The sequence below is a fragment of the Bacillus sp. BD59S genome, assembly GCF_007363175.1.
In the GTDB taxonomy this organism is placed as follows: domain Bacteria; phylum Bacillota; class Bacilli; order Bacillales; family Bacillaceae_G; genus Bacillus_A; species Bacillus_A pacificus.
Genome location: NZ_CP034686.1, coordinates 2282975 through 2304877, shown reverse-complemented (window position 1 = coordinate 2304877; position 21903 = coordinate 2282975). Strand labels below are relative to the sequence as shown.

Below are 21903 nucleotides of genomic sequence, written 5' to 3'. Positions count from 1 at the left end.
TGTAAGGATTGAATTTATGGACAGGACATTAGAAATCACAAAGTTAAATATGTTTGTAAGGATTTTTATCCTCCCGATTATAGTAGGGATACTTGTTGGTATACTAACGAAATTGGGGCAAGGTATACTTCCAGGACATTGGAATTCATTAGCTAACCTAGGAAGCGTTTGGTTAGTTCCATCCTTTTTTGTGGCTAGCTTTAGTTATTCTAAGCGTACAGCTATACTTTCTGGTATCCTTGCACTACTCGGTATGGTACTAGGCTACTATGGTTATGCAATAATATTTAAAAATGTATCTCATTCTATTTATTTTATTTCTGTATGGATAACATGTGCATTCATTGGAGGAACTATCTTTGGAATTGCAGGTTTTCTATGGAAAGATACTACAAATCCACTTCATAAATTAGGAAGTGCACTTATTGGTGGAGTTTTTGTAACAGATGGACTTCACATTCTTTTAAATTTTGAAGACTATAATCACATGTTACCTGTTGGATATACCGAAGTCATAGTCGGGATTATCTTGATTCTTGTATTAGAACGCTCTAATGCTAATCGAATTTCTTCTTTCTTAATGATGGTTCCTATCACTATTTTAGGATTAATTGGATATAAATTATTAAGTTTGTTTACTTAATTAAAATTCATAAAGCTAGCTCTTTCAAAGAGCTAGCTTTTTTCTTATAAAAAACTATTTATATATTAATAAATTATTAAAACCCTCTCATTTAACAGCCTTATTTATTATTGTGTCATTACACATACTTACACGACCTTTTATTAGAATCATACCAGTCTTTTATATCATTTCATTTAATCCATATAAAGTAAGGCTAAAAAACTTATTTCAAAAGTTCTTTAGCCTGAGTCATTTTACACATTTAAAATTTAATACGTACAACGGTACCTTTACCAACTTCTGAATGGATTTCTACACTATGTCCTAATTGCTTCGTAATTTCATATACGAGATATAGCCCCATTCCAGTTGATTCTTTAAAATCTCTACCATTTTCTCCTGTGAAGAAAGGTTTAAACACTCTTGGTAAATCTTGCTTCGGTATTCCTACACCATTATCGGCAATTTCAAGTATAACATTATTACCTTCCTTACAAGCTCTTACTTTAATCTTCTCTCTACTACCAGATGAATATTTAATCGCATTTGATAGTATTTGTCCAATTAAAAATTGTAACCATTTCGCATCACTTTCTACTGTAATGTCCTTATCAATTTTAAGCTCTGGATATACAAAATTCCGGATAAAGAAGCGTTTATGTTCATGCACAGAATCATTCACTATTTTATGTAATTGTACTCTTTCCACATAAAAATCTTGTGTAAATGCTTCTAAACGTGCGACATACAGTGCCATCTCTAATCCCTTTTTCAGCCTATCTGTTTCCTCATTTATACTTTCAAAACGTGGATCCACTTCATCCTGTGTAATTAATTCTATTACAGATAAAGGTGTTTTCATTTGATGAATCCACTGATTCATAAAAGTTAAATGATCATTATTTTTTCTCTCTTGTATCTGGAGTTGATTTTGATAATGGCGATATTGTACCTCAAGCAAGTCTTGAAGAGCAGCAGATATAGCTGCAAAATCAGATTTTTGAACCGATTCATCTAAAGATTGCATCGGGTTTGCTAATCGTTCATAGAAAGTACGATGAGTAAAGTAACGAAATACTAAATAGCCTACCATAAAAAAGGCACCTAAAAACATTGCATACAATGCCGTCGCGATATGCTTATGTCCATCAAACCAATATACGAGAAATATGGATAGTAGTTGGATTGATGTAAAACAAATAAGAGGTATATGATCACGTATAAACAGCTTTATCATTTTTCTATACCTGTATCCCAAGTAATATGCAATCTATATCCAACACTACGAATCGTTTCAATCGCATCCTCAATATGTAACGTTTTTAACTTTTTTCGCACACGCGTTGTATTTACACTCAATGTATTATCATCAACATAAGATTCGCTATCCCATAATTTATTTAACAACACTTCCCTACCCACAACACGCGGATAATTTTTCATTAACATTTCTAATAAAATAGCTTCATTTCTCGTTACATCAATTTCTTGATTCTTAAGCTTCAATACAAGCCTTTCAGGATATAAACAAAGACCATGTTGTTCAACCATCCGTTCTTCTATTTTCGGTGCATAATCTCCGTAAGCACGTCTTAAATGACTTCGAATTTTAGCCATTACAACTTCGTAATGGAATGGCTTTGAAATGAAATCATCGCCACCGTTTTCTAGCGCCATAACTTGATCCATTGTACCTTCACGGGCTGAAATAAATAATATCGGACATGTAGAAACTCCGCGAATTTGACGACACCAATAGTACCCATCAAAACTCGGTAGATTAATATCTAATAAAACTAACTCTGGTTGTTCTTCTAAAAAAATATTTAATACATTTTGAAAATCCGATACAATAATTCCTTCATACCCATATTTCGCAACGTGTGTTGATAATAGTTCTGCAATTTTCATATCGTCTTCTACAATCATAATTTTAACCATGTGTTTACTCCTTTTTCGACCCACAATCTTATATTCAACTATATAAAATAAATACTACCTTTTTTTATATAATCCGTAAATCAAAAAAGATACTTTTATACAAAAGCATCCTTCTTCTATCATTTCTTATTTAATATGGAATTCACTCATAGTAAACCCCAATTTCTCCACATAATTCATCCCTAATTCCATTCGAGCAGTCTTCAGCGGATCAACCACTTGACAAACTTTTAAATCGCCGGCAGCTGATAATAAAAGAGTGGCATCAGCTTTAGACATTTCTAATTCTTCATGTAAAAATGTCACCATATTACGTACAGCGCGATTCGCTGCATCATCTAGCAATTTCTCTGAAGCAATCGTCATTACTTTTTCATTTTGGATAGCCATTGGTAGTGGCCATTTCTTTCCTTTTATAATCTGAACTATTACCGTCACCTCACCAGCAACCTCTACTCCACTAACACCAATTTCACCATCACCCATCGCTGCGTGTAAATCACCTAATGCTAATAGAGCACCAGGAACATTTACAGGTAATAATAATGTTGTCCCTTCTTTTATCTCTTTACAATCCATATTCCCACCGTGATCATGCGGTGTGCCACATGAAATGCTCTCTTCTTTCGGCGCAGTACCAATTACACCGATCATTGGATTAATCGGGATTTGTAGTTCATTTGAAAACAAAACATGTTCATTATGTACTGAGACAATTTTCACTGTATTTTCATGTAGCTCTTCACCCATTACACCAAGATTTGCACCTGTAGTTAAAACGCCTTTCTCTGCAATTTTTATCTTTTCAATCGTAACAACTAATATATCACCAGGTTCTGCACCATTAATATATACCGGGCCAGTCGCTGGATTAATACGGTTCCAATCTAATTCTTGAAACACAACATCTTCAGAATCAATTTGATTTTCAAAGCAATCATATGTTTCAAATATAAGGCGACTCCCAATTTCCACTTCCATACATGGTTTATTTTCTGGTGACATTGCGTAAATGATATGTTCTTTCTGAATTCGATACATATTATCTCTCCTCTTTATATTAATCTACAATTACTAATTAGCTTTTTTCGTAAAAGCTCCTGTTAAAAAATTAATAAATTTACATATAGAAAAGCACCTAGCTTATTTTCATACATACACTCTTTACTATAACAGGTAAAGAAAGGTGGTTGTACTATGCCACTTATTCCATATAATGAAAGCGATGTTGATTTGCTAGCTCGTTTAATTCGTGCTGAAGCTGAAGGAGAAGGTCGGCAAGGTGAACAACTGGTTGGCTGCGTAGTAGTTAATCGTGTATTTTGTGATTGCTTAGATTTTAAACAAATTCGAACTGTACGTGATGCAGTATATCAAAGTCCCGGTGGATTTGAAGCAGTGCAATACGGATATTTTTATCAACGCGCTCGTGAATCAGAAAAAGATATTGCTAGAAAAGTTTTACAAGGTGAATGGCGATGGCCAGCACGATGGGCTCTCTGGTATTTTCGTCCAGTTGGTGCTTGTCCACCTGAATGGTATAACCAGCCATTTGTAGGACAATTTAAAAGCCACTGTTTTTATGAACCTAGTGGTGATGAATGTCCGAAAATGTATTCACGGTAGCAAAATTTGAAACGCAAGTACTTAGACCTTTAAGTACTTGCGTTTCTTTTAGCTTTTTTTAAAATCTAATAATGTAATGAATTTTTCAACTCCTACAACATGTATTAATAACGAGATACGTGGGCCACTAGACTGATTCATAATAAGCCTATAAATTATAATAAATAATTGTTTTTGATTTTCTTTCATTATTTTTTTATTTTCATGATGGCAAATCGAATACAATTGCTCCATTAAGTTAGAGTAATCTTTGTTAGAACGAAGTATATTGCAAACTTTTACTAACCATTCTTTCTGCCTTTCATCTAATGTGTTGTAAAACTCTCTATTTTTCTCCTGATTTACCGCAATTAATTTTTCAGCTTGAAAGTTTCTTATCCAATACTCTGCACGATTACTTATCGATCTCATTTCATCTAATGCATAGCTCCTATCTATTTTCTCTAATATCTCTTGTAAAATAAATGAGTCAAAATTTAATAACGGCAACGTTCCTGCTACTTGATTAAATTTCGGATATTCTTTAAATCCGCTATCAACTCTAGAAAGTTTAATTGCATCAAATAAATCTTCATTTTTGAGCGTTTTATTTTTATAACTATCTTTTAATCGTTCATACTCTGTATAATTGCGAATCACATCTTCATCAAGACCGATATGAAACGCTGCGTCTGGCCTATATTTTGCAAACATAAATAGAATCACTTCGGGCAAATACACTTTTAGCAACTCGCTAGGTGTAATACTATTCCCTGAGGAACTAGACATTTTTTCATGATTCCCTTTAATACCAATGAAATCGTAAGCAACGTAATGAGGCGCTTCACGATTGAATATTTTTCTCGCAATTTCTTTTGATACATTATAACTACCCGTTTCTGATGAATGATCTCTTCCGCCCGGTTCAAAAACAACATCCTCTATCATCCATCTCATCGGCCAATCGATTTTCCAATTCAGTTTCATTTTAGTTGTATTTAGTATTGATAATTCATTTTGATTTCCACATTTACATTCATATCGAACAGTTTTTAATGCTTCATCAAAATGTGTAATTGTCGTTGCATCTTTCCCGCATCTCTCACAATATAATGTAGCTGGATAAAAACTCTCTCGCTCTTCTTCACTACACTCTCCCGTTTTAAATTTCATTAAAATATCATATATTTCTTTTCTTTTATAAAAAGCCTCTAATATATTTTCGTTATACCTTCCGCTTCTATATTCAGCATGTTGATATATGAATTCCACTTCTATCCCAAATACTTGAAGCGATTCCTCAAACTCTTTTTCAAAATGCTCTGCATAGGAGTTATGACAACCATATGGATCTGGAATATCACAGTATGGCATACCAATATATTTCGCAAAAGATGAATCAATATTTTTAGGGACTTTTCTAAACCTGTCGTAATCATCCCATGAAAATATAAACCGAGTCTTTTTCCCTAAATCTTGAAGCGCCCTTACAACAAAATAAGTCGTTACGATTTCACGAAAGTTCCCAATATGAACAGAACCTGATGGACTAATTCCAGATGCGCAAACAAAAGTTTCTTTGTTTGGATGTTTTCTAATTAATTCGTGTGCTACTTCATACGCCCAATGCATATGTTACTCACCTCTATCGTTTTTTTGTTTTCATATTTTCAATTTTATGCAATAAAAAAACTCCCACCCCCAAGATTATTCATCTTGAGGACGAGAGTTGTTAGCTTCGCGGTACCACCTCAGTTTGTTAATATGTCGCCATATTAACCTCTTCAGGTACGGCAAAATATGCTTATACCCTATCTCTATAACGGGAGAACCCGTCGCACCATCCCTAAATAAATTAGTTCCTTGCACAGCTCCAAGTCTTTTTTCATTAAGATGTATACCGCTCTTTCTCAGCTACCAGAGCTCTCTGTACGTATTCTTTCTTAACTACTCTTCTCTTCCATGCCATTTTACATATTAGTTTTTTCACATGATAATTTAAAATGGTTTTATTGTCAAACTTTTCCGAATTGAAAGCGTATACTTATCTAAAAAAGTTCTTTATCGCCTCTAATTGAATTTTATGACTACACTCATCACAACAATATACCCCTTTTGGTTTCTCTTTAAATCGCTTATATTTTTCACTACCTTCATAAACACGAAATACATTTTTACAAGAAAAGCAAACAATTTCATAAAACATCATATGCATTTCCCTTTCCATAATTATACATTTTTAATCACTCGAGAAAATTAGTTTTTCCATAGTACAAATCTTAATATTTTCTGATTAAAAGGTTTACCTCTATTCTTATCGAATTATATAAATATCTTATAAAGCGAGGTGAACATCTTGGTAAGTAATATAGAATTAGTTGTAGATGCGAAAGCAATTTTAGCCGAAGGACCGTGTTGGGATGAAAAAAAGCAACTTTTATACTGGGTTGATATTGTGGAGAAACAATTATGCATATTTAGTCCTACCGCTAATACAAACCGAGTAATTGCTCTCAATCAACAAATTGGCTGTGTTGTTCCATATTTAGATGACATACTACTCCTAGCTATGGAAAATGGCTTTTATTCTATTAATATCAAAACAGAAAAACTGACACATATTTTTGACCCTGAACCACATTTATCTGATAATCGTTTTAATGATGGAAAATGCGATCCAGCAGGACGTTTTTGGGCAGGTACTACAGATACATACGGTATTAATGCTGCAGGTTCCTTGTATTGTTTAAATAATAATTTAAAGGTAGAGAAAAAAGTTTCACATGTAAATACATCAAATGGAATTGCTTGGTCACCTGATCATACATGCCTTTACTTTATTGATACACCTACTAAAAAAATAGTTCGTTTTCATTATGATATAAGTACTGGAGAAATTTGCAATCCAAGCGATGTAATCCTTTTTTCTGAGAATGAAGGTTTACCTGATGGTATGACAATTGATGAAGAAGGTTGTTTATGGATTGCTCATTGGGGAGGTTCAAAGATTACTAGATGGAACCCTTCAACTGGAGAACAAATATTAAGTATCCCGATTCCAGCGCTAAATGTAACATCTTGTACATTTGGAGGTCCTAATTTAACCGACCTATATGTTACAACAGCCCGAACAAGAATGACGGATGACGAATTAAAGAAATATCCACATGCTGGTGGTATTTTCCGAATTCAAACGAATGTTAAAGGCTGCCTCACTTATTCATTTTGTAATAAAAATATTGGAGCAGAAACAATATGAACCGTATCGATTACATAAGAGAAGAAGAAAAGAAATATCACGACCTTTGCTATGAACAATACAAACTATTTGAAACTGGTTCTTGGCTGTACAAACCGGTTAAAACAGTTATGGATTTAATGGATTACTTTGAAGGACAAAACAACTTGCAAGTACTTGATCTCGGCTCTGGCGTTGGAAGAAATAGTATTCCAATTGCCCAAAAGCTTCAAAACTCTAGTGGTACTGTTACATGTGTGGATTTACTTAATTCTGCTTTAACAAAATTACAAACTTATAGTAAAGAATATGGTGTAATTAATAATATTAAAACAGAACAAGCAGCAATTGAAAACTACTACATCCAACGTAATACTTATGATTATATCGTTGCAGTATCCAGTTTAGAGCATGTTCAATCAGAAGAAGATTTAAAAAACGTGCTCCATTCTATGAAAGAAGGTACAAAAAGCGGCGGTATTAATTGTTTAATTATTAATTCGAACATACAAGAAATTGACTTACATACAAATGAAGAATTAGATGCTTTAATTGAAATTAACCTTCCTACTGAAGATATGATACATTTATTAAAAAGTATTTATAAGGAATGGAAAGAAATTAAAGTTGAAATAAAAGCATTAGTCTATGATATTGTTCGCGATGAAAGGCATATTCAATTAAAAACAAATGCTATTACGTTTGTTGTTCAGAAATAATCGTATAATTAAGATGTGACTCATTCCTTCTAATTTATTTTTATTGAATGAGATTTTTACCTTTTAATATTTATTAAACAAAAATAAAAGAGCACTTGTTTCCGCAAGTGCTCTTTTGGGGATTTTGAGATACCCTATTAACGAAAGTTAAGGTTACTTAAAGTTAAAAGGTATTTCTATTATATGCTTGTCCTCTTTATTTGTTTATAATTAATATATAAACATATTTAATCATTCTTAATAACTTTTAGTTATAGTTCTTTCTTACATTTTATCGTTAAAAAGTTGATTGAAGGTTTATTTGCCATGTTCTTATTTGGTTCATCAATTTCCGAAACTTGTACTAATCCATATTGATTAAAATCTTTTTTTATAGATTTAGAATCATAGAAGAACATTTTTACGCCTTCCATTATCTCATAATAATCTTGATCCAACTGTTTTCCTTTTCCGTACATTGGAGCTTTTTTAGAAACAGTTGTAAAAACCATATATCCACCAGGTTTTAACTGATTATAACATTCTTTAATAAATGTCACTCTTTCCTTCTCACTTAACAAATGAAGAAGAGCATGACTAAATATCCCATCATAAGATTTATTATCAAAAGGCATTTCGTTTACCGAGCCGTGATATATACTAATATCTTCTAATCCGTTTTGTTTCGCTAAATCAATAGCTGTTTTTGAAATTTCAATCCCTGTTACATTTATATCATTATCGATAAACACCTTTGCATTTCTGCCATATCCAATACCTGGAACTAATATATCTTTAACGTTTTTTTCTAGGAAAAAATCCTTTGCCAAAATTGCAGATTCTGTAGGTTCAAAACCCCACATCGTTTGTTTCTCAATAAAACTTGATTCCCAAAATTCCATTATGTTTCTATCTCCTTGTTCTAATTCTATTTTTAGTATCACATTAAAAACTTATAAATTTTAGTGCTGCGGCTACCTATGCCAAATTAATTTTTTTACCACATTCACTATAGGTTTATTGAATATAGCATAATAATAAGCCTATATCTAATTTTAAGATTGGCTTATTATTCCCCCTATATTAGTGTGTAAAAAAATAGAAAAACCAATACTTCCGTTGTAGTATTGGTTTTTCTTAAGATAAATTATCTTTTTATATTGTACTGATCTATTACTTTTTCTAACATTTCTAAAGTTATTGGTTGAGCTTTCTCTATTAATTGATAACCAATACGTCCATTCGGCTCAGCTGTAACTTGTTGTAAACTCTTTAAATCATGAATTCCTTTTTCTCTTAATTGCATATAAAGTTGTTGTTCCGACATTTTCGCCTTCATCAAATTCTCTTTTACAATCTCTCCATTTTCTACTATTATAATGCTGCTGCCATTTAGGAATTGTTCCATCTTCTTTGATTTCAATTCTAAAAAATGAATGATAAGAAGTATGCTTGCAAATATTACAGCTGCAAATATAGATGGGCCTACTTTCCTACTTAATACAGGCTCCACAATAATACGTCCAATGGATACTACTATAATGATTTCAGCTCTTGTCATTTGGCTAACAGATGTACTGCCTGTCATTTTTAATGCAATTATTCCAGTGAAAATTAAAATAATACTTTCAAAAATCATATTCATAATAGCCCAATCCTTTAATGGAGAATGTTACTAGCATTCCCATTTCATATAGCATTCTAAATGTATTTTAATTAAACTTTTTTGTGAAAATCAAACTTACATATACTGAAAAAGAACTTATTTTAATCAACCTTTTTCAATAAGGATTTGATGGTCCATCTTCCATTGTCAAAAAAAGAAAAAGCACCCGAATGGATGCATATAGATTAAACTTATTCATTATTACTTTCTTTACTTTCATCATCAACTGATTTGGAGTCTAACATGCTGCCTATATCAGGTGGTAAAGCTAACTCTATTCCAGCTACTGGTTGATTATCTTCATTAAACCATTGTTTCTTAAATTTAATCAATTCTTCATTTTTCTTTTTTTTATCCATATTACCCCGCCTTTTATGTACATGATATAAAACATTTTACTTAATATGTACATTGAGAAAGATAATATGCTACTTGTACATATTCGAAAAGCAAAACCTCTTCTTTGTTTACACAACTCGTTGTATCTGGTCATTTATCGATCTGTTTTGTGTTCGACATAATTATGAACGTATTCCCCACTCTTTTTGTAAAGACGTTATAAGTGATATTGTAATCGATTTAGATAACGACTATATTTATTTACCTAATTGATAAGCCTATCCTTGTCCTTTGCCTTCGTTTATTGTACATTTTTGCCCAGCATTTAATAAAACAATTAACCATACATTACGATTACTATTCTGATAACATTTTAAGAAAAGTTGTTGCCGCCCAAATGAAATACGCAAGTTGCGTCATGATATACATCGTAATTTCAAAACCTGTAAGCTTTCTTTCCCTTTTGATTTTCTTTAAATATCTATAAAAACAAAATGAAAATAGAAGTAATAAAACAATAGACATTTGATATAGATTTTCCACTAAAAGAACTGCCATTTATTTCATCACCTTTCCAATAAAAAAGTATATAGTTCAAGCATATCATGTTAATGGAAGTAATTACCTTAATTTTCAAATTAAATAATCTTCCTAAGTAAAAGAAGTCACTTTTTTTTAATGTTTCAATACAATATTATGTAATTAACTACGCTCTATATAATATTAGATTACTTTTTCTTTTAATGTACATGCTTAGGAGGAAGTTTTACATGCAATTGATTCATAACATAAAAAAAGCGTTCCATAACTTATGTGACTACGATACGGCAAATCTAATATCCGCTATTCAATCATTAAATATTACACTTCATAAAATATCTCCTTTTATTACTTCACCACTTAACCTTGAATACGGAAGAAATGTTATCTATAAGTCTGAATTTGTGGAGATTTTAGTATTAAATTTCCCTAGCAAAGCAAAGACTCTTATTCATGATCACGGAATATCTATAGGATGTATATTAATAGTCAATGGTACGCTACAAAATATTACGTACGAAAAAAATAGAGAACGGATTGAAGAGTTTACAGAGGGAAATATTTTCACGGTAAAAAAAGATACTGTGCATAAAATGTATAATGCTACAGATTCAACAGCAATAACATTCCATGTATATTCACCACCATTAAAAGATGTACAAATATATGAGTAGTCTTTAAAAGGAGGAAATATGCAAAATTTAAAGGATCACTATATAAAGAGCTTACAAGATGGTCGAAATGTTTGGCTCTATGGAAAAAAAGTAGATGTAACTACAGACAACAATTTTGCGGGGACACTATGTACCATTTCTAATTTATTTTCGTTATTTGATGATCCCAAACAGAGAGATTCTATTGGATATGTGAGCCCAAAAACGAAAGACTTTGTTCATAAATCATTTTTAGTTCCGAATTCCTATAATGAATTATTAATGAGAAGAACTGCATTTGAAACATGGAGTTATGCTACAGACGGTGTAATGAGTAGACTATCTGATTACGCAAGATCGAGACTTACTGGCTGGTACGTATCAAGAGATTTTTATAAAAAGTTCGATGCACAGTTTCCAGATAAAATAGCAGCTTATTACGAAAAAGCTAGGGATAATCACTTGTTTTTAAGTGTAGTCCAACGTGATCCACAAATAAATCGCTCAACAGAATCAATGTTGAATGCAAATGACTTAGGGTTGCTAAGAGTTACAAAGGAAACTTCTGATGGAATTTATTTAAGTGGTGCGAAAATGATAGGAACTGCTTCCCCGTATTCAAATGATTTATTAATCTACCCATTAACAAAACTGACTGACGCTCAAAAAGATTTAGCTCACTTTCTTATCGTGGCAGCCAATTCTCCAGGATTACATATGGTTTGTAGAGAACCGTATGCGAATACAACTTCAAGCACAGTTGATTCCCCCATTAGCTCACAGTACGATGAAATGGATGCACTATTAATCTTTGATAATGTATTTGTCCCTTGGGAACGTGTTTTACTTTATAATAATCCAGAAGCAATATGGGCTATAAAATCAGATACAGCCTCTAGTAGTTTAGCTTATCATCAAGCTATAGTACGATTACTAATAAAGCTAGAATTTATAACTGCGATTGCTTTTGAAATTGCTGAAGCAATTGGAGCTCACACTTATTTGCATGTTCAAGAAAAACTCGGAGAATTAATTATGCAAATCGAAACAATTCGCGCACTTTTAATTGCTGCAGAAGTTGAAGGTACTACAAATGAAACAAAAACTTATTTACCAAACTTTAAATATATCGAGACTGCAAGGAATCTTGGTTCTAAATACTATCCCCGTGCAATAGAAATTTTACAATTAATTGGAGCAGGTGGCTTCATTCAACTTCCTTCAAGCTCGATTGATTTCCAGAGTCCAATAGCTGATTTATTAAAAAAGCACTTTAAAGGAACAAATATAGATGCCGAACAACGCACTAAATTATTTAAGTTAGCCTGGGATATTATTGGAAGCCCATTAGGATCAAGACACGAATTATACGAAAGATTTTACGCGGGAGATCCCATACGAAATACAGCTACACAATATGTAAATTATGATAAAAATCACTTTAAAAAGATGCTAAGTAAATATTTATGATGAAAAAGAGCACCCTTTGCTAAGAGTGCTCTTAAAAAATATATAAGCGTCTCACAACAAACCTCCTTATTCAAATTATTCTTTTCTAAACTGAAAATTCAACTGTCTTGATTGCTTGATTTCCTCAAATACTTTACGAATACCTTCTTCAATCTTATCTTCTTTTACATTCGAAACATTTAACTTTAACAGTTTTTCTTTAGGAAAATTCCTCATATAATTCTTATCAATAGTATCGATACTTATTTGAATGTTCCCTAATTTTTGTATAAGTGTTTCTGCAACTATGTTTTTCTGTATTTCTAAACAAGTGTGTATTCCAAATGTGTTCTGTCTATTATATGTAAATAAAGATGGATTTTCATTTTGTATTTTTTCTAATGTTTCTGCTAGTTTTGTTGATCTATTGTAGTAGGAAAAATTAATTTTACTTTTATGACGGTCAAACATACCGCTCTTTATATAAATTTCTAAAGCAGCTTGAGATATCATTGGACTATCAATATCTAATATCTTTTTGTATGTATAGAAATCATTTGCAATAGACGGTGGGATAACTGCTACACCAACTCGTAAACCAGGAAAAATAATCTTCGAATAACTTTTTAAATATATAACATGATTACCATGATCCAAGCTATATAACGGATCGGCTTGTGAAGCTGTTTCTAAATCTGCTAAATAATCATCTTCTACTATAAATACATTGTATTTCTTAGCCAATAGTACGATTTTTTCTTTCTCATCTTTAGAATAAGAAGTTCCAAGTGGATGATGGTACCTTGGTATTGTATAAAAGAATTTTATTTTACCAGTTCGAAAAATACGCTCCAATTCATTTAAATCAATACCTTCATTCGTACGTTTAATACCGATTACAGGAACTTTATTTATTTCTAGATATTCTATATATAAATGATACGTTGGCTGTTCAACTAATATTGTTTCATTTTCATTTGGAAATGGTATTGAAGTTAATATTGCAAGTGCTTGCTGCACACCTGAGGTTATAAAAATATTGTCTTCTTTCGTGAACACTTGATAATTTGCCAACTGTTTTTGAATGACTGGAATTAAAGATGGTAATCCTTTCGGTGTTCCGTATACGAACAAATCATTTTTATAAGTATCAATTGCCTTATTAATACAATGCTGAAAATCTAAATACGGGAAAACATCTGGATCTGGTGCTGAAGAAGCGAAATCAATGATTTCTTTATTTTCTATAGTACTCCCAGATTTCTTAACAACGTAGTATCCACTTTGAGGGACAGAATATATAATATGACGCTTTTCTAATTCATGAAGCGCACGTATAACTGTCGCCTTATTACATTCATATTGCGCAACAAGTGACCGTATTGATGGTAATTTCTGTCCTTCTTTTATCTCTCCATGTTGAATCATTTTTTCTATATCATTTAAAATATGTAAATACTTATACATATTACACCTCCTTCAGTAATTATATAGATTTTTAATTTACATAACATTCATTCCTCAATTAGTTAATTTTCCGATCATCTATATCGTAAATCCCAATAGCATATGAATCATTTTCAATCCATTTCTTTACTACCTCTGTTTTAAGTACACCTTCAACTTCTTTTTCTATTTTCTGTCCAAGTTCTCTCGCCCCTACTTCATCATCGCTAATCTTAGTTTTTATATCTATGGTAACAGGTTGATTCTTTTTATAATTTATTTGCTGAATACCAACCCCTTCATATCCATTCTTTCTGAATACGTCATCAAATATCTGTCCAAAAACTAACTGCCATCTTTGTTCTGTATCTACAATCTCCTTGTTTCTTTGAGATATATTTACTTTATAGGACATAATGCCTTGAATTTGCAATCTTTTATTAATTTCTTTTTTTATTTCGTTAGCATTTTCACTATCAGCAATCTCTAAATCTACTATTCTTGCTTTTCCATCCCATATAGCAGCACTAAAAAAAGATTCCTCCTTTACCGCTGCTGTAGCAATATCTATCACTATAGAATCTTCACTTTTGGATTCTTCCATTTCAGGCTCACAAGCACACAATAAAGCAATTGAAAATAAAAATACAATCAACTTCTTTCCTCTTTTCATTGTACTTCCCTCCGTAAATTTTCATTTACGATAAACTTTTACTTTCACATATAAATACCTTCTATAATTTTAAGATTTAACATTATTTCACATTTCCTCCTCTTAAAAAGGAAATTACAATTAATAAGTAGAATATTTTCATGAATAAATAAAAAGTGAGGGATATATAATGCAACGTGTAAATATGATTGATATTAGTAATGTACTACAATTAGAAGAAACTCTTTCGTCTTTATTAAATAAAATGATTTCTTCAAAACTAGACCTAGAAAACTGGTTAAGAGAGCAGTCAAAAGTAATTTGGGAAATCGAAGAACAATTAAGATCACATTATATCGCCTTTCAATGTAATACGGATGTTGAAAAAACAAAGGATACTTTTGAACATGATCAACAATTTGTAAAGCCACTTTTAAAGCGGTACCAAAATTTATTGGATAATAAATATTTAGAGTCACCTTTTCGAATGGAATTAGATTCTAACGTATATGGTTTATTAGATACAAAAATAAAAAATGCTCAAAAGTTATTTTGTGAGGAAAATATCGAATTAGAAATAAAGGAAGACAAATTAGTCACAGAGTATTTTGAAATCACTGGAGGATTAAGTGGAATTTGGGACGGAGAAGAAAAAACGATAACAGAATTACAATCCTATTTACAAGATTCGAATCGTGTCATCCGTAAAAAGGCAAAAACCATTATTTCTGAACAATTTTTATCTGTTGAAAAAGAACTCCAAAACATATTAAATCAATTAATTGAAATTCGCCACCAAAAAGCAAAAAATATTCAACTAGAGAATTATCGTGATTATATGTTCAAGAAATACGAACGTTTTGATTATTCAGCAAAAGATTGCTATGAACTAGCTGAATCCATACGTAAGTATGTTGTACCTCTTAAAGATAAAATATTACTAGAGAAAAAAGAGAAACTACAAGTGGATACGCTTCGCCCGTGGGATGTATCAGCTGTAACTCCAGATCAAAAAGTACTTAAACCAATTGCAGATGAAAATGATTTAATTGAAAAGAGCACTCATATCTTTAATAAACTAAATGTTGAATTTTCAACACTATTAAACCGATTGAATAAACACGATTGTCTTGATTTAACAAGCCGCAAAGGAAAAGCAGCTGGAGGCTTTTGTGAGTACTTACCAGCTTCACAATTATCATTTATTTTTATGAACTTAAATTATACACAGGATGATATTATCACTTTTATACATGAAATGGGGCATAGTATTCATAACGAACTTATAAAATCATTAAAATTACGACAGTATATAGAAATTCCCGCTGAAACAGCTGAACTAGCCAGTATGACAATGGAATTATTCTCGCTTAATTATTGGGATACCTTCTATACAGACAAAAAAGATTTAAAACAAGCAAAAATTAACTTCTTTAAAGATGTTATTTCATATTTACCTGTTATGCTTATTGTCGATCAATTTCAACACTGGCTGTATGAAAATCCAACTCATACTTCTGAAGAAAGAAATGAAAAATACTTACAACTTCAAAAACATTATCAGTCTAACGTCATACATATTGACGGCTACGAAAACTGGATAGCAACGAGTTGGTTACCTGTACTCCATATTTTTGAAGTACCATTTTATTATATTGAATATGCAATCGCCCAACTTGGTGCATTACAAATGTATAAACAATATAAAGAGGATCCTAAGCAAGCACTAGAAAATTATAAAAAGGCATTATCACTAGGAAGCTCGCAATCTATAAAAGAAGTGTATGATGCAGCTGGAATTCGTTTTGATTTTTCTGGTGAAACAATTAAAGAACTGATGCGATTTGTGGAAAAAGAGTTAGAAGTACTTGAACAAATATAAGAAGAAAGCTGCACCTATATTTTAGGTGTAGCTTTCTTCTTTATTTTATTAATCAGCTCTATGTACTGAGTATCTCCATATCCGATTGTTGGAAAAAGATGAAACAACTTTATTAATAATTCACGAGTTGATAAATCTTTATTTTTAGAGATAAATTTCAATACAGCATTATCTTCTTTTAGCATTTCTAAAAATAAATCTATAGCCTGATACATGACAGGCGGTACCTTATGGGAGGGCTTTTTATGGTTTACTAATACTTCATTGTATATAGAAGAATAATTCCCCATTTCAAGTTCAATTTGATTTACTTTAAATTCATCCTCTCTAAAGTTATTTAAGTATACTTTCCCTTCATAAGCAGACTGTTCAAGGTGAGAAAGTATGGTAAGTAGGTTCATTTGGCAAAACATATCTTCACCAAACCATAAAACAATACATTTATACTTTTTCATAAAAAGTTTTTCTAACGGATCTATAACCTTTTTTGTATAACTTTCTACTGAACTGTTGTGTCCTTCTGCTCTTATTTTAATAAACTCTTCATTAAAAACTTGTTTAGTAACTGGGTTCACACACATCGCCTCATTAAATGGCGCATAGTCAGAATCACCCATTAGCTTTTCGTTTTTAAATTCTTCATACATAAGTTGACCATTTAATATGTTAAGTACCTCTTTATCAAATAGCTCACTCTTCCTATTTTGCAACTGTTCAACCTCTATTTTTCTAGAAATATTCATATGAAACGCCCCTTCATTATTTAAATTGAGTTTAACAAATGATTGAATAGGCATTTTGCTAAGTTGGTATTCTCTTGGATTCATTCCAAAAACATTTTTGAAAGCTCTACTATAAGCCTCTTGGGAAGAGTAATCGTAATCCAATGCGATCTCAATTATTTTCCTACCATTCTTTAAATCTTCCGTAGATAAATACAACCTTCTAAGAAGAATATAACGTCTAATATTGAAACCCGTTACTTGATGAAATTTAAAAGAGCAATAATAAGGAGAATATCCCATGTAACGAGATAATTCATCTAATGAAAATCTCTTTTTTAAATTGCTCTCAATCCAATCAATCATCTGCTGTATATGTTCATTCATTTCCTTCACTCCTTATTTAAAAGTATAAGAGAAGTGTGTTTCATTCTTTTGATATTTCTTGTGTTTTATAACATGAGACATTCTGTAAAATCTATATATGAGTATTAGTTTTATATTTTTTACCTATCTTATTTTGACATACATTCTATTCATTTTTCAATTTAGTGTTCATTCGTATGCTGGCAAGACCTAACTAATTATTAAAGGTCAATTTACATCATATTTCATTTTAAAGGATTTCAAAAATGAAACTAGAATTTTGTAAAATAAGATCCTTTTAATTCTCTAATTAAAAAATAAAAGTTTAGAAAGGACGTTACAATGAACAAACTAGAAAAAGAAATACTTCAATTCATAAATGAACTATATCCATTGAATTTTATTAACATTACACCAATAACAAATGAAATGTATAAATGTCTCACTGAACAAGGTACATACTTCATTAGAATTACAAACTAAAAAACGTATGAAGAACAATTAGAAGAAGTTACATATACGAATTTTTTATACCAAAACGGTTTAGCTGTTCCACCAATCATCCCTTCATTGCAAGGGAATTTTGTAGAAAAGTTAACATTAGATAAAGAGATTTTTGCCGTATTATATAAAGCTGCGCCTGGTATACATTTACCAAAGTACGAATGGGATTCTAATATATTTAAAAAGCTTGGTAAACAAATTGGAAAATTACATTGTATATCTAAAACCTTTGAAAAGATTAAACCAGTAAAACATATAAACGATTGGTATGAAAATGAAGAATATAATTTTCTTAAATATATCCCTAAAGTAGAAAATACAATAAGAGAAATTGCATCTGACGTTTTAACTTCCATAAAAGAGCTCCAAAAATCTCCTTCAAATTACGGCTTAATTCACGGAGATTTATGGTTAGAAAACATTTTAGTCGAAAATAATTCAAACTTAACAATGATAGATTTTCAAGACTGCGAAAAACATTTTTATATATTCGATTTAGCCGTTCCTATTTATAGTGCGATAGAATACTCATTTGTTGGAAATGGGAATATCGTTGACTACGAGCATTCTATTACAAAAGCACTATTTGAAGGATATCAAGAAGAAAATGAACTCCCAAAAGAGATGATAGACAAGTTTCCATTGTTTATAAAATTAAAGGAGATTTTTGAATATAGTTTAATGCATATGTATTGGAATAAAGAGGAATTAACTGAGGAACAAATACGGATAATGAATCTTTATAGGTTAAAACTTGAAAATAATTATTCCTTAATAAATATGTAAAGCGAATGTTGTTTAACTACGTAACTATAGTTGAACAACATCCGCTAAAAACTCGATTGATTAGGAATGTTTTACATATCATCTTTTATTAGTTGTGATTCTTTAACGTGCTGTTTCTTAATTAATATTGCTTTATACAAAAACGTAATACCTAGTACAGCGAAAATGATACTTACAGGAATACGAGCAATATGAGGAAGGTAGCGCGGAAGAAAGAAAAGACGGACTCTTTCTTCCACATCAAACATTTCAAAGACAATCGGCACTATACTTTGGTGAACTAAGAAAAAGATTCCCATAAACACAAGAAGAACAACAACAGCAAGTTTGTTCTTCGGTAATTCACTTGCTTTATTGTAAAATTTCTTTTTGTGATTATCACTGTTAATTTTCAGCCCACTTTTCATTTCAAATAGCAACTCAGGGCCATTCCTTTCAAGTTTTGTGTAAGCGATGCGCCCAAATAGCCATGCTAAAAACACCCCCGTACAAATTCCAGTCGGTACACCTAACCATTGTATGAATTGTATATGTAATGATGTTCCTAACCATACAACTAGTAAAGCGGGTATCGTAGTTACTAGCACCATCAGCAGCATGAGCCACGTGGTTATAAACATTTTACTCGCATTCATATCGTCACCAGATATTATCGTTCCTCTTCCACGACGATGTGGATCAGTAATTGGAATTAAATTAACTACAGAAAATAAGACAATAAGGCCGACTGCCCCACCAAGTAAAGCTGGGACTACTGCAAAGACCCATGGGTAAACGAAAGTAAGTCCGCTAGTAAAAGTGAAAATTATTGTAGTTAAAATTGCTACAGGACCAATAGCTATCAACCAAGCTAATTGACGACCACGCACGTCAATCCTTTCTGCCCCAGGTGTCAGCAATGTTAACCATAATGCACTTCCATCGAAGCCATATAAATTACAAGTGAACATACTTGTAAATACAATCATAATTACCCCTGCCCAGGGTATTAAGTATGGTATATCAGCAGTTGTAACTATAATTCCATAAAATACGCCTATCCATATGCCCATCCGTAAGAATCGACCTCGTTGTGGATCATTCCCCCAACTTTTTAGCTCCTTTGTTATGATTGCTCCTATTTTAGTTTCATAAAAGATTTTAAAAACTTTTTTATAATGCTTATTTGTAATCTTCCCTTGAACTTCTTTAGAATTTCTTACTGTACTTCTAGTCAATAATGTAGTCCATATAAATAAAAGAAACCAACAAAATATTGTTATCGCACTTAAGAATACAAAAACTAATAACCAATTAGATTGAATTGCATATTCTACAGCAAGTATTGTCCAACTAGATGGAAGCATGTAAAATATCGCGGTATCATGAAATATTATTCTATTGATTACTGGAAGTGCATACCAACCCACATTTAAAAATGCAATGATGAGACCAATAAACATCGCTCCTATTTCCATACCTGCTCTTGATCTCATCGCTTCCCCCATAAGACTAATTATAACTTTCGATAACAACACCACAAAAATTAACTGTAAAATAATTGCTGGAACTGCAACTATAGTTGCATATAAGCTAATTCTGGCTGCGTAAATTAATAATCCTATAAAAGCAATAAAACTAACGATTGGTCCTAATCCTATAAAAGATACAACGAGAAGCGTTCTAGCTAATTTATAAGGATTAAGTGGAAGCAATACAAAATATTCTGTACGCAATATTCCATCTCCCCCACTAAGTATCGGACCTAACATCCATCCTACTGTCCAAATTGTGAACGTTACATATAGAATGTTTTTTGATATGGCTTGTTCCGTAGGATAAAAGGAAAAAAGAATAATGGTTCCAATTGCTAGCAATAAACCTATTAATCCTGTCATAATAAATAGAACTTTCCTGCCACCATTCATTGAATGTTTAAGTATTGATAACTTCATTTGCATTAGAACACTAACCAAGACAATTCCCCTCCTTTAGCGGCGGGTTTTCCTACTAATCGAATGAAAATATCCTCTAGTTTTTCTTCACCACAAATATCCTCCATCTTTCCAGACGAAACCACTCCCCCTTTCGAAATAATCGCAACGTGATCACAAAGTTGTTCAACTAACGCCATGACATGACTTGAAAATACTACAGTACCACCCGAACTAACAAATTTCTGTAAAATCTTTTTAATAGTAACTGCAGAAATGGGATCTACCGCCTCAAACGGTTCATCAAGAACGAGTAACTTTGGCGCATGAAGAAGTGCAAGTGCAAGGCCGATTTTCTTACGCATACCAGTAGAATAATTAATAACGAGAGTTCCCTCAGTATTATTTAACTCTAATATTGTAAGTAGTTCTTCTGTCCGCTTAGCAACTTCCTTGGCATTCATCCCTCTTAACAATCCCATATATGTTAATAATTCGCGACCAGTAAGTCTTTCCGGTAAAGCTAATCCATCTGGTAATACTCCAATCAGCGTTTTAGCTTGTTTTGGATTACTCCAAACATCAATCCCAAAAACTTTAGCGTTCCCTCCATCCGGCCGTAACAAACCAACAGCCATCGATAAAGATGTAGTTTTTCCTGCTCCATTAGGCCCAACAACTCCGTAAAAAGATCCTCTTGGCACAATTAAATTAATATGATTAACTGCAATAAATTCTCCGAAACGCTTATATAGTTTCGAAAGCTGTAGTGCTGGAGCAACTTGCTCAAATTCAGTATGCATTGAAATTGGTTCACCAGTTTTCATAAAATGGACTCCTTCTTTACAAATGTAATAACCGATTACAAATCTCAATAA

General features: G+C 31.8%; 21 protein-coding genes, 1 pseudogene and 1 other annotated feature. Of the genes and pseudogenes, 8 read left to right on the top strand and 14 right to left on the bottom strand.

The features are described 5' to 3' along the window. The first annotated feature begins 16 nt into the window (after positions 1–16). Positions 17–643: a DUF6518 family protein gene (locus EKQ63_RS13880; RefSeq protein ID WP_000376247.1), complete on the top strand. Its 627-nt coding sequence runs from the start codon at positions 17–19 to the stop codon at positions 641–643. Between the two features lie 244 nt (positions 644–887). Here the strand turns inward: EKQ63_RS13880 and EKQ63_RS13875 are convergent, their stop codons facing one another. The 3 genes from EKQ63_RS13875 to EKQ63_RS13865 form a co-directional block, all read right to left on the bottom strand. Beyond that, entirely contained in the window at positions 888–1862 is a 975-nt protein-coding gene (locus EKQ63_RS13875; protein ID WP_143881147.1) for a sensor histidine kinase, read from the bottom strand. Then, positions 1859–2566 carry a response regulator transcription factor gene (locus EKQ63_RS13870; protein ID WP_143881146.1) on the bottom strand — a complete coding sequence of 236 codons (708 nt, stop codon included), beginning with the start codon at positions 2564–2566 and terminating at the stop codon, positions 1859–1861. The genes EKQ63_RS13875 and EKQ63_RS13870 overlap by 4 nt, the downstream gene beginning before the upstream one ends. A 126-nt stretch (positions 2567–2692) precedes the next feature. Beyond that, positions 2693–3607: an acetamidase/formamidase family protein gene (locus EKQ63_RS13865; RefSeq protein ID WP_143881145.1), complete on the bottom strand. Its 915-nt coding sequence runs from the start codon at positions 3605–3607 to the stop codon at positions 2693–2695. 156 nt (positions 3608–3763) lie between these two features. On the opposite strand from EKQ63_RS13865, the gene EKQ63_RS13860 reads away from it, so the two are divergent. Next, entirely contained in the window at positions 3764–4192 is a 429-nt protein-coding gene (locus tag EKQ63_RS13860) for a cell wall hydrolase (RefSeq protein ID WP_087953673.1), read from the top strand. A 48-nt stretch (positions 4193–4240) separates the two neighbouring features. Here EKQ63_RS13860 and lysS read toward each other — a convergent pair whose 3' ends face one another. Then, complete coding sequence (lysS, locus tag EKQ63_RS13855; protein WP_143881144.1) at positions 4241–5803, bottom strand: lysine--tRNA ligase; 1563 nt, start codon at positions 5801–5803, stop codon at positions 4241–4243. A gap of 83 nt (positions 5804–5886) precedes the next feature. Further along, positions 5887–6143 (bottom strand) — a binding site (T-box leader). 72 nt (positions 6144–6215) lie between these two features. Further along, entirely contained in the window at positions 6216–6386 is a 171-nt protein-coding gene (locus EKQ63_RS13850) for a DUF2197 domain-containing protein (protein ID WP_140168738.1), read from the bottom strand. A gap of 141 nt (positions 6387–6527) precedes the next feature. Between EKQ63_RS13850 and EKQ63_RS13845 the strand changes: the two genes are divergently transcribed. Together EKQ63_RS13845 and EKQ63_RS13840 are read left to right on the top strand one after the other, a co-directional pair. After that, a complete protein-coding gene (locus tag EKQ63_RS13845; protein WP_140421278.1) occupies positions 6528–7430 on the top strand; it encodes an SMP-30/gluconolactonase/LRE family protein in 903 nt (300 codons plus the stop codon). After that, positions 7427–8128, top strand: coding sequence for a class I SAM-dependent methyltransferase (locus tag EKQ63_RS13840; protein ID WP_143881143.1), 702 nt, complete (start codon positions 7427–7429; stop codon positions 8126–8128). Before EKQ63_RS13845 ends, EKQ63_RS13840 begins: the two co-directional genes overlap by 4 nt. Positions 8129–8379: 251 nt before the next feature. On the opposite strand, the gene EKQ63_RS13835 is transcribed toward EKQ63_RS13840, so the two are convergent. From EKQ63_RS13835 to EKQ63_RS13820, 4 genes are all read right to left on the bottom strand, one after another. Beyond that, the gene (locus EKQ63_RS13835) at positions 8380–9009 is read right to left on the bottom strand and encodes a class I SAM-dependent methyltransferase (RefSeq protein ID WP_087996990.1); all 630 of its coding nucleotides are present in this window, start codon (positions 9007–9009) and stop codon (positions 8380–8382) included. Positions 9010–9254: 245 nt separating this feature from the next. Beyond that, positions 9255–9752 carry a DUF421 domain-containing protein gene (locus EKQ63_RS13830; protein ID WP_087996989.1) on the bottom strand — a complete coding sequence of 166 codons (498 nt, stop codon included), beginning with the start codon at positions 9750–9752 and terminating at the stop codon, positions 9255–9257. A 212-nt stretch (positions 9753–9964) separates the two neighbouring features. Next, complete coding sequence (locus EKQ63_RS29910) at positions 9965–10132, bottom strand: hypothetical protein (protein WP_190240631.1); 168 nt, start codon at positions 10130–10132, stop codon at positions 9965–9967. A 337-nt stretch (positions 10133–10469) separates the two neighbouring features. Continuing rightward, positions 10470–10670, bottom strand: coding sequence for a hypothetical protein (locus EKQ63_RS13820; protein ID WP_143881142.1), 201 nt, complete (start codon positions 10668–10670; stop codon positions 10470–10472). A 212-nt stretch (positions 10671–10882) separates the two neighbouring features. On the opposite strand from EKQ63_RS13820, the gene EKQ63_RS13815 reads away from it, so the two are divergent. Beyond that, complete coding sequence (locus EKQ63_RS13815; RefSeq protein ID WP_087996987.1) at positions 10883–11326, top strand: cysteine dioxygenase; 444 nt, start codon at positions 10883–10885, stop codon at positions 11324–11326. A gap of 18 nt (positions 11327–11344) precedes the next feature. Further along, positions 11345–12775: a 4-hydroxyphenylacetate 3-hydroxylase family protein gene (locus EKQ63_RS13810; RefSeq protein WP_087996985.1), complete on the top strand. Its 1431-nt coding sequence runs from the start codon at positions 11345–11347 to the stop codon at positions 12773–12775. Between the two features lie 75 nt (positions 12776–12850). Here the strand turns inward: EKQ63_RS13810 and EKQ63_RS13805 are convergent, their stop codons facing one another. Beyond that, the gene (locus EKQ63_RS13805; RefSeq protein ID WP_087953683.1) at positions 12851–14221 is read right to left on the bottom strand and encodes an aminotransferase-like domain-containing protein; all 1371 of its coding nucleotides are present in this window, start codon (positions 14219–14221) and stop codon (positions 12851–12853) included. Between the two features lie 58 nt (positions 14222–14279). Beyond that, entirely contained in the window at positions 14280–14873 is a 594-nt protein-coding gene (locus EKQ63_RS13800) for a DUF4030 domain-containing protein (RefSeq protein WP_087953684.1), read from the bottom strand. A 169-nt stretch (positions 14874–15042) separates the two neighbouring features. Between EKQ63_RS13800 and EKQ63_RS13795 the strand changes: the two genes are divergently transcribed. Further along, complete coding sequence (locus EKQ63_RS13795) at positions 15043–16734, top strand: M3 family oligoendopeptidase (RefSeq protein ID WP_143881141.1); 1692 nt, start codon at positions 15043–15045, stop codon at positions 16732–16734. Positions 16735–16748: 14 nt separating this feature from the next. Here EKQ63_RS13795 and EKQ63_RS13790 read toward each other — a convergent pair whose 3' ends face one another. After that, positions 16749–17843, bottom strand: coding sequence for a helix-turn-helix domain-containing protein (locus EKQ63_RS13790; RefSeq protein ID WP_143881140.1), 1095 nt, complete (start codon positions 17841–17843; stop codon positions 16749–16751). Positions 17844–18164: 321 nt separating this feature from the next. Between EKQ63_RS13790 and EKQ63_RS13785 the strand changes: the two are divergent. After that, positions 18165–19112: pseudogene (locus EKQ63_RS13785) on the top strand (phosphotransferase enzyme family protein). A gap of 71 nt (positions 19113–19183) precedes the next feature. On the opposite strand, the gene EKQ63_RS13780 reads toward EKQ63_RS13785, so the two are convergent. Then, positions 19184–21067 (bottom strand): hypothetical protein, encoded by a 1884-nt coding sequence (locus EKQ63_RS13780; protein ID WP_087953687.1) that lies wholly within the window; start codon positions 21065–21067, stop codon positions 19184–19186. Continuing rightward, entirely contained in the window at positions 21052–21852 is an 801-nt protein-coding gene (locus EKQ63_RS13775) for an ABC transporter ATP-binding protein (protein ID WP_143881139.1), read from the bottom strand. The genes EKQ63_RS13780 and EKQ63_RS13775 overlap by 16 nt, the downstream gene beginning before the upstream one ends. Between the last annotated feature and the right edge of the window lie 51 nt (positions 21853–21903).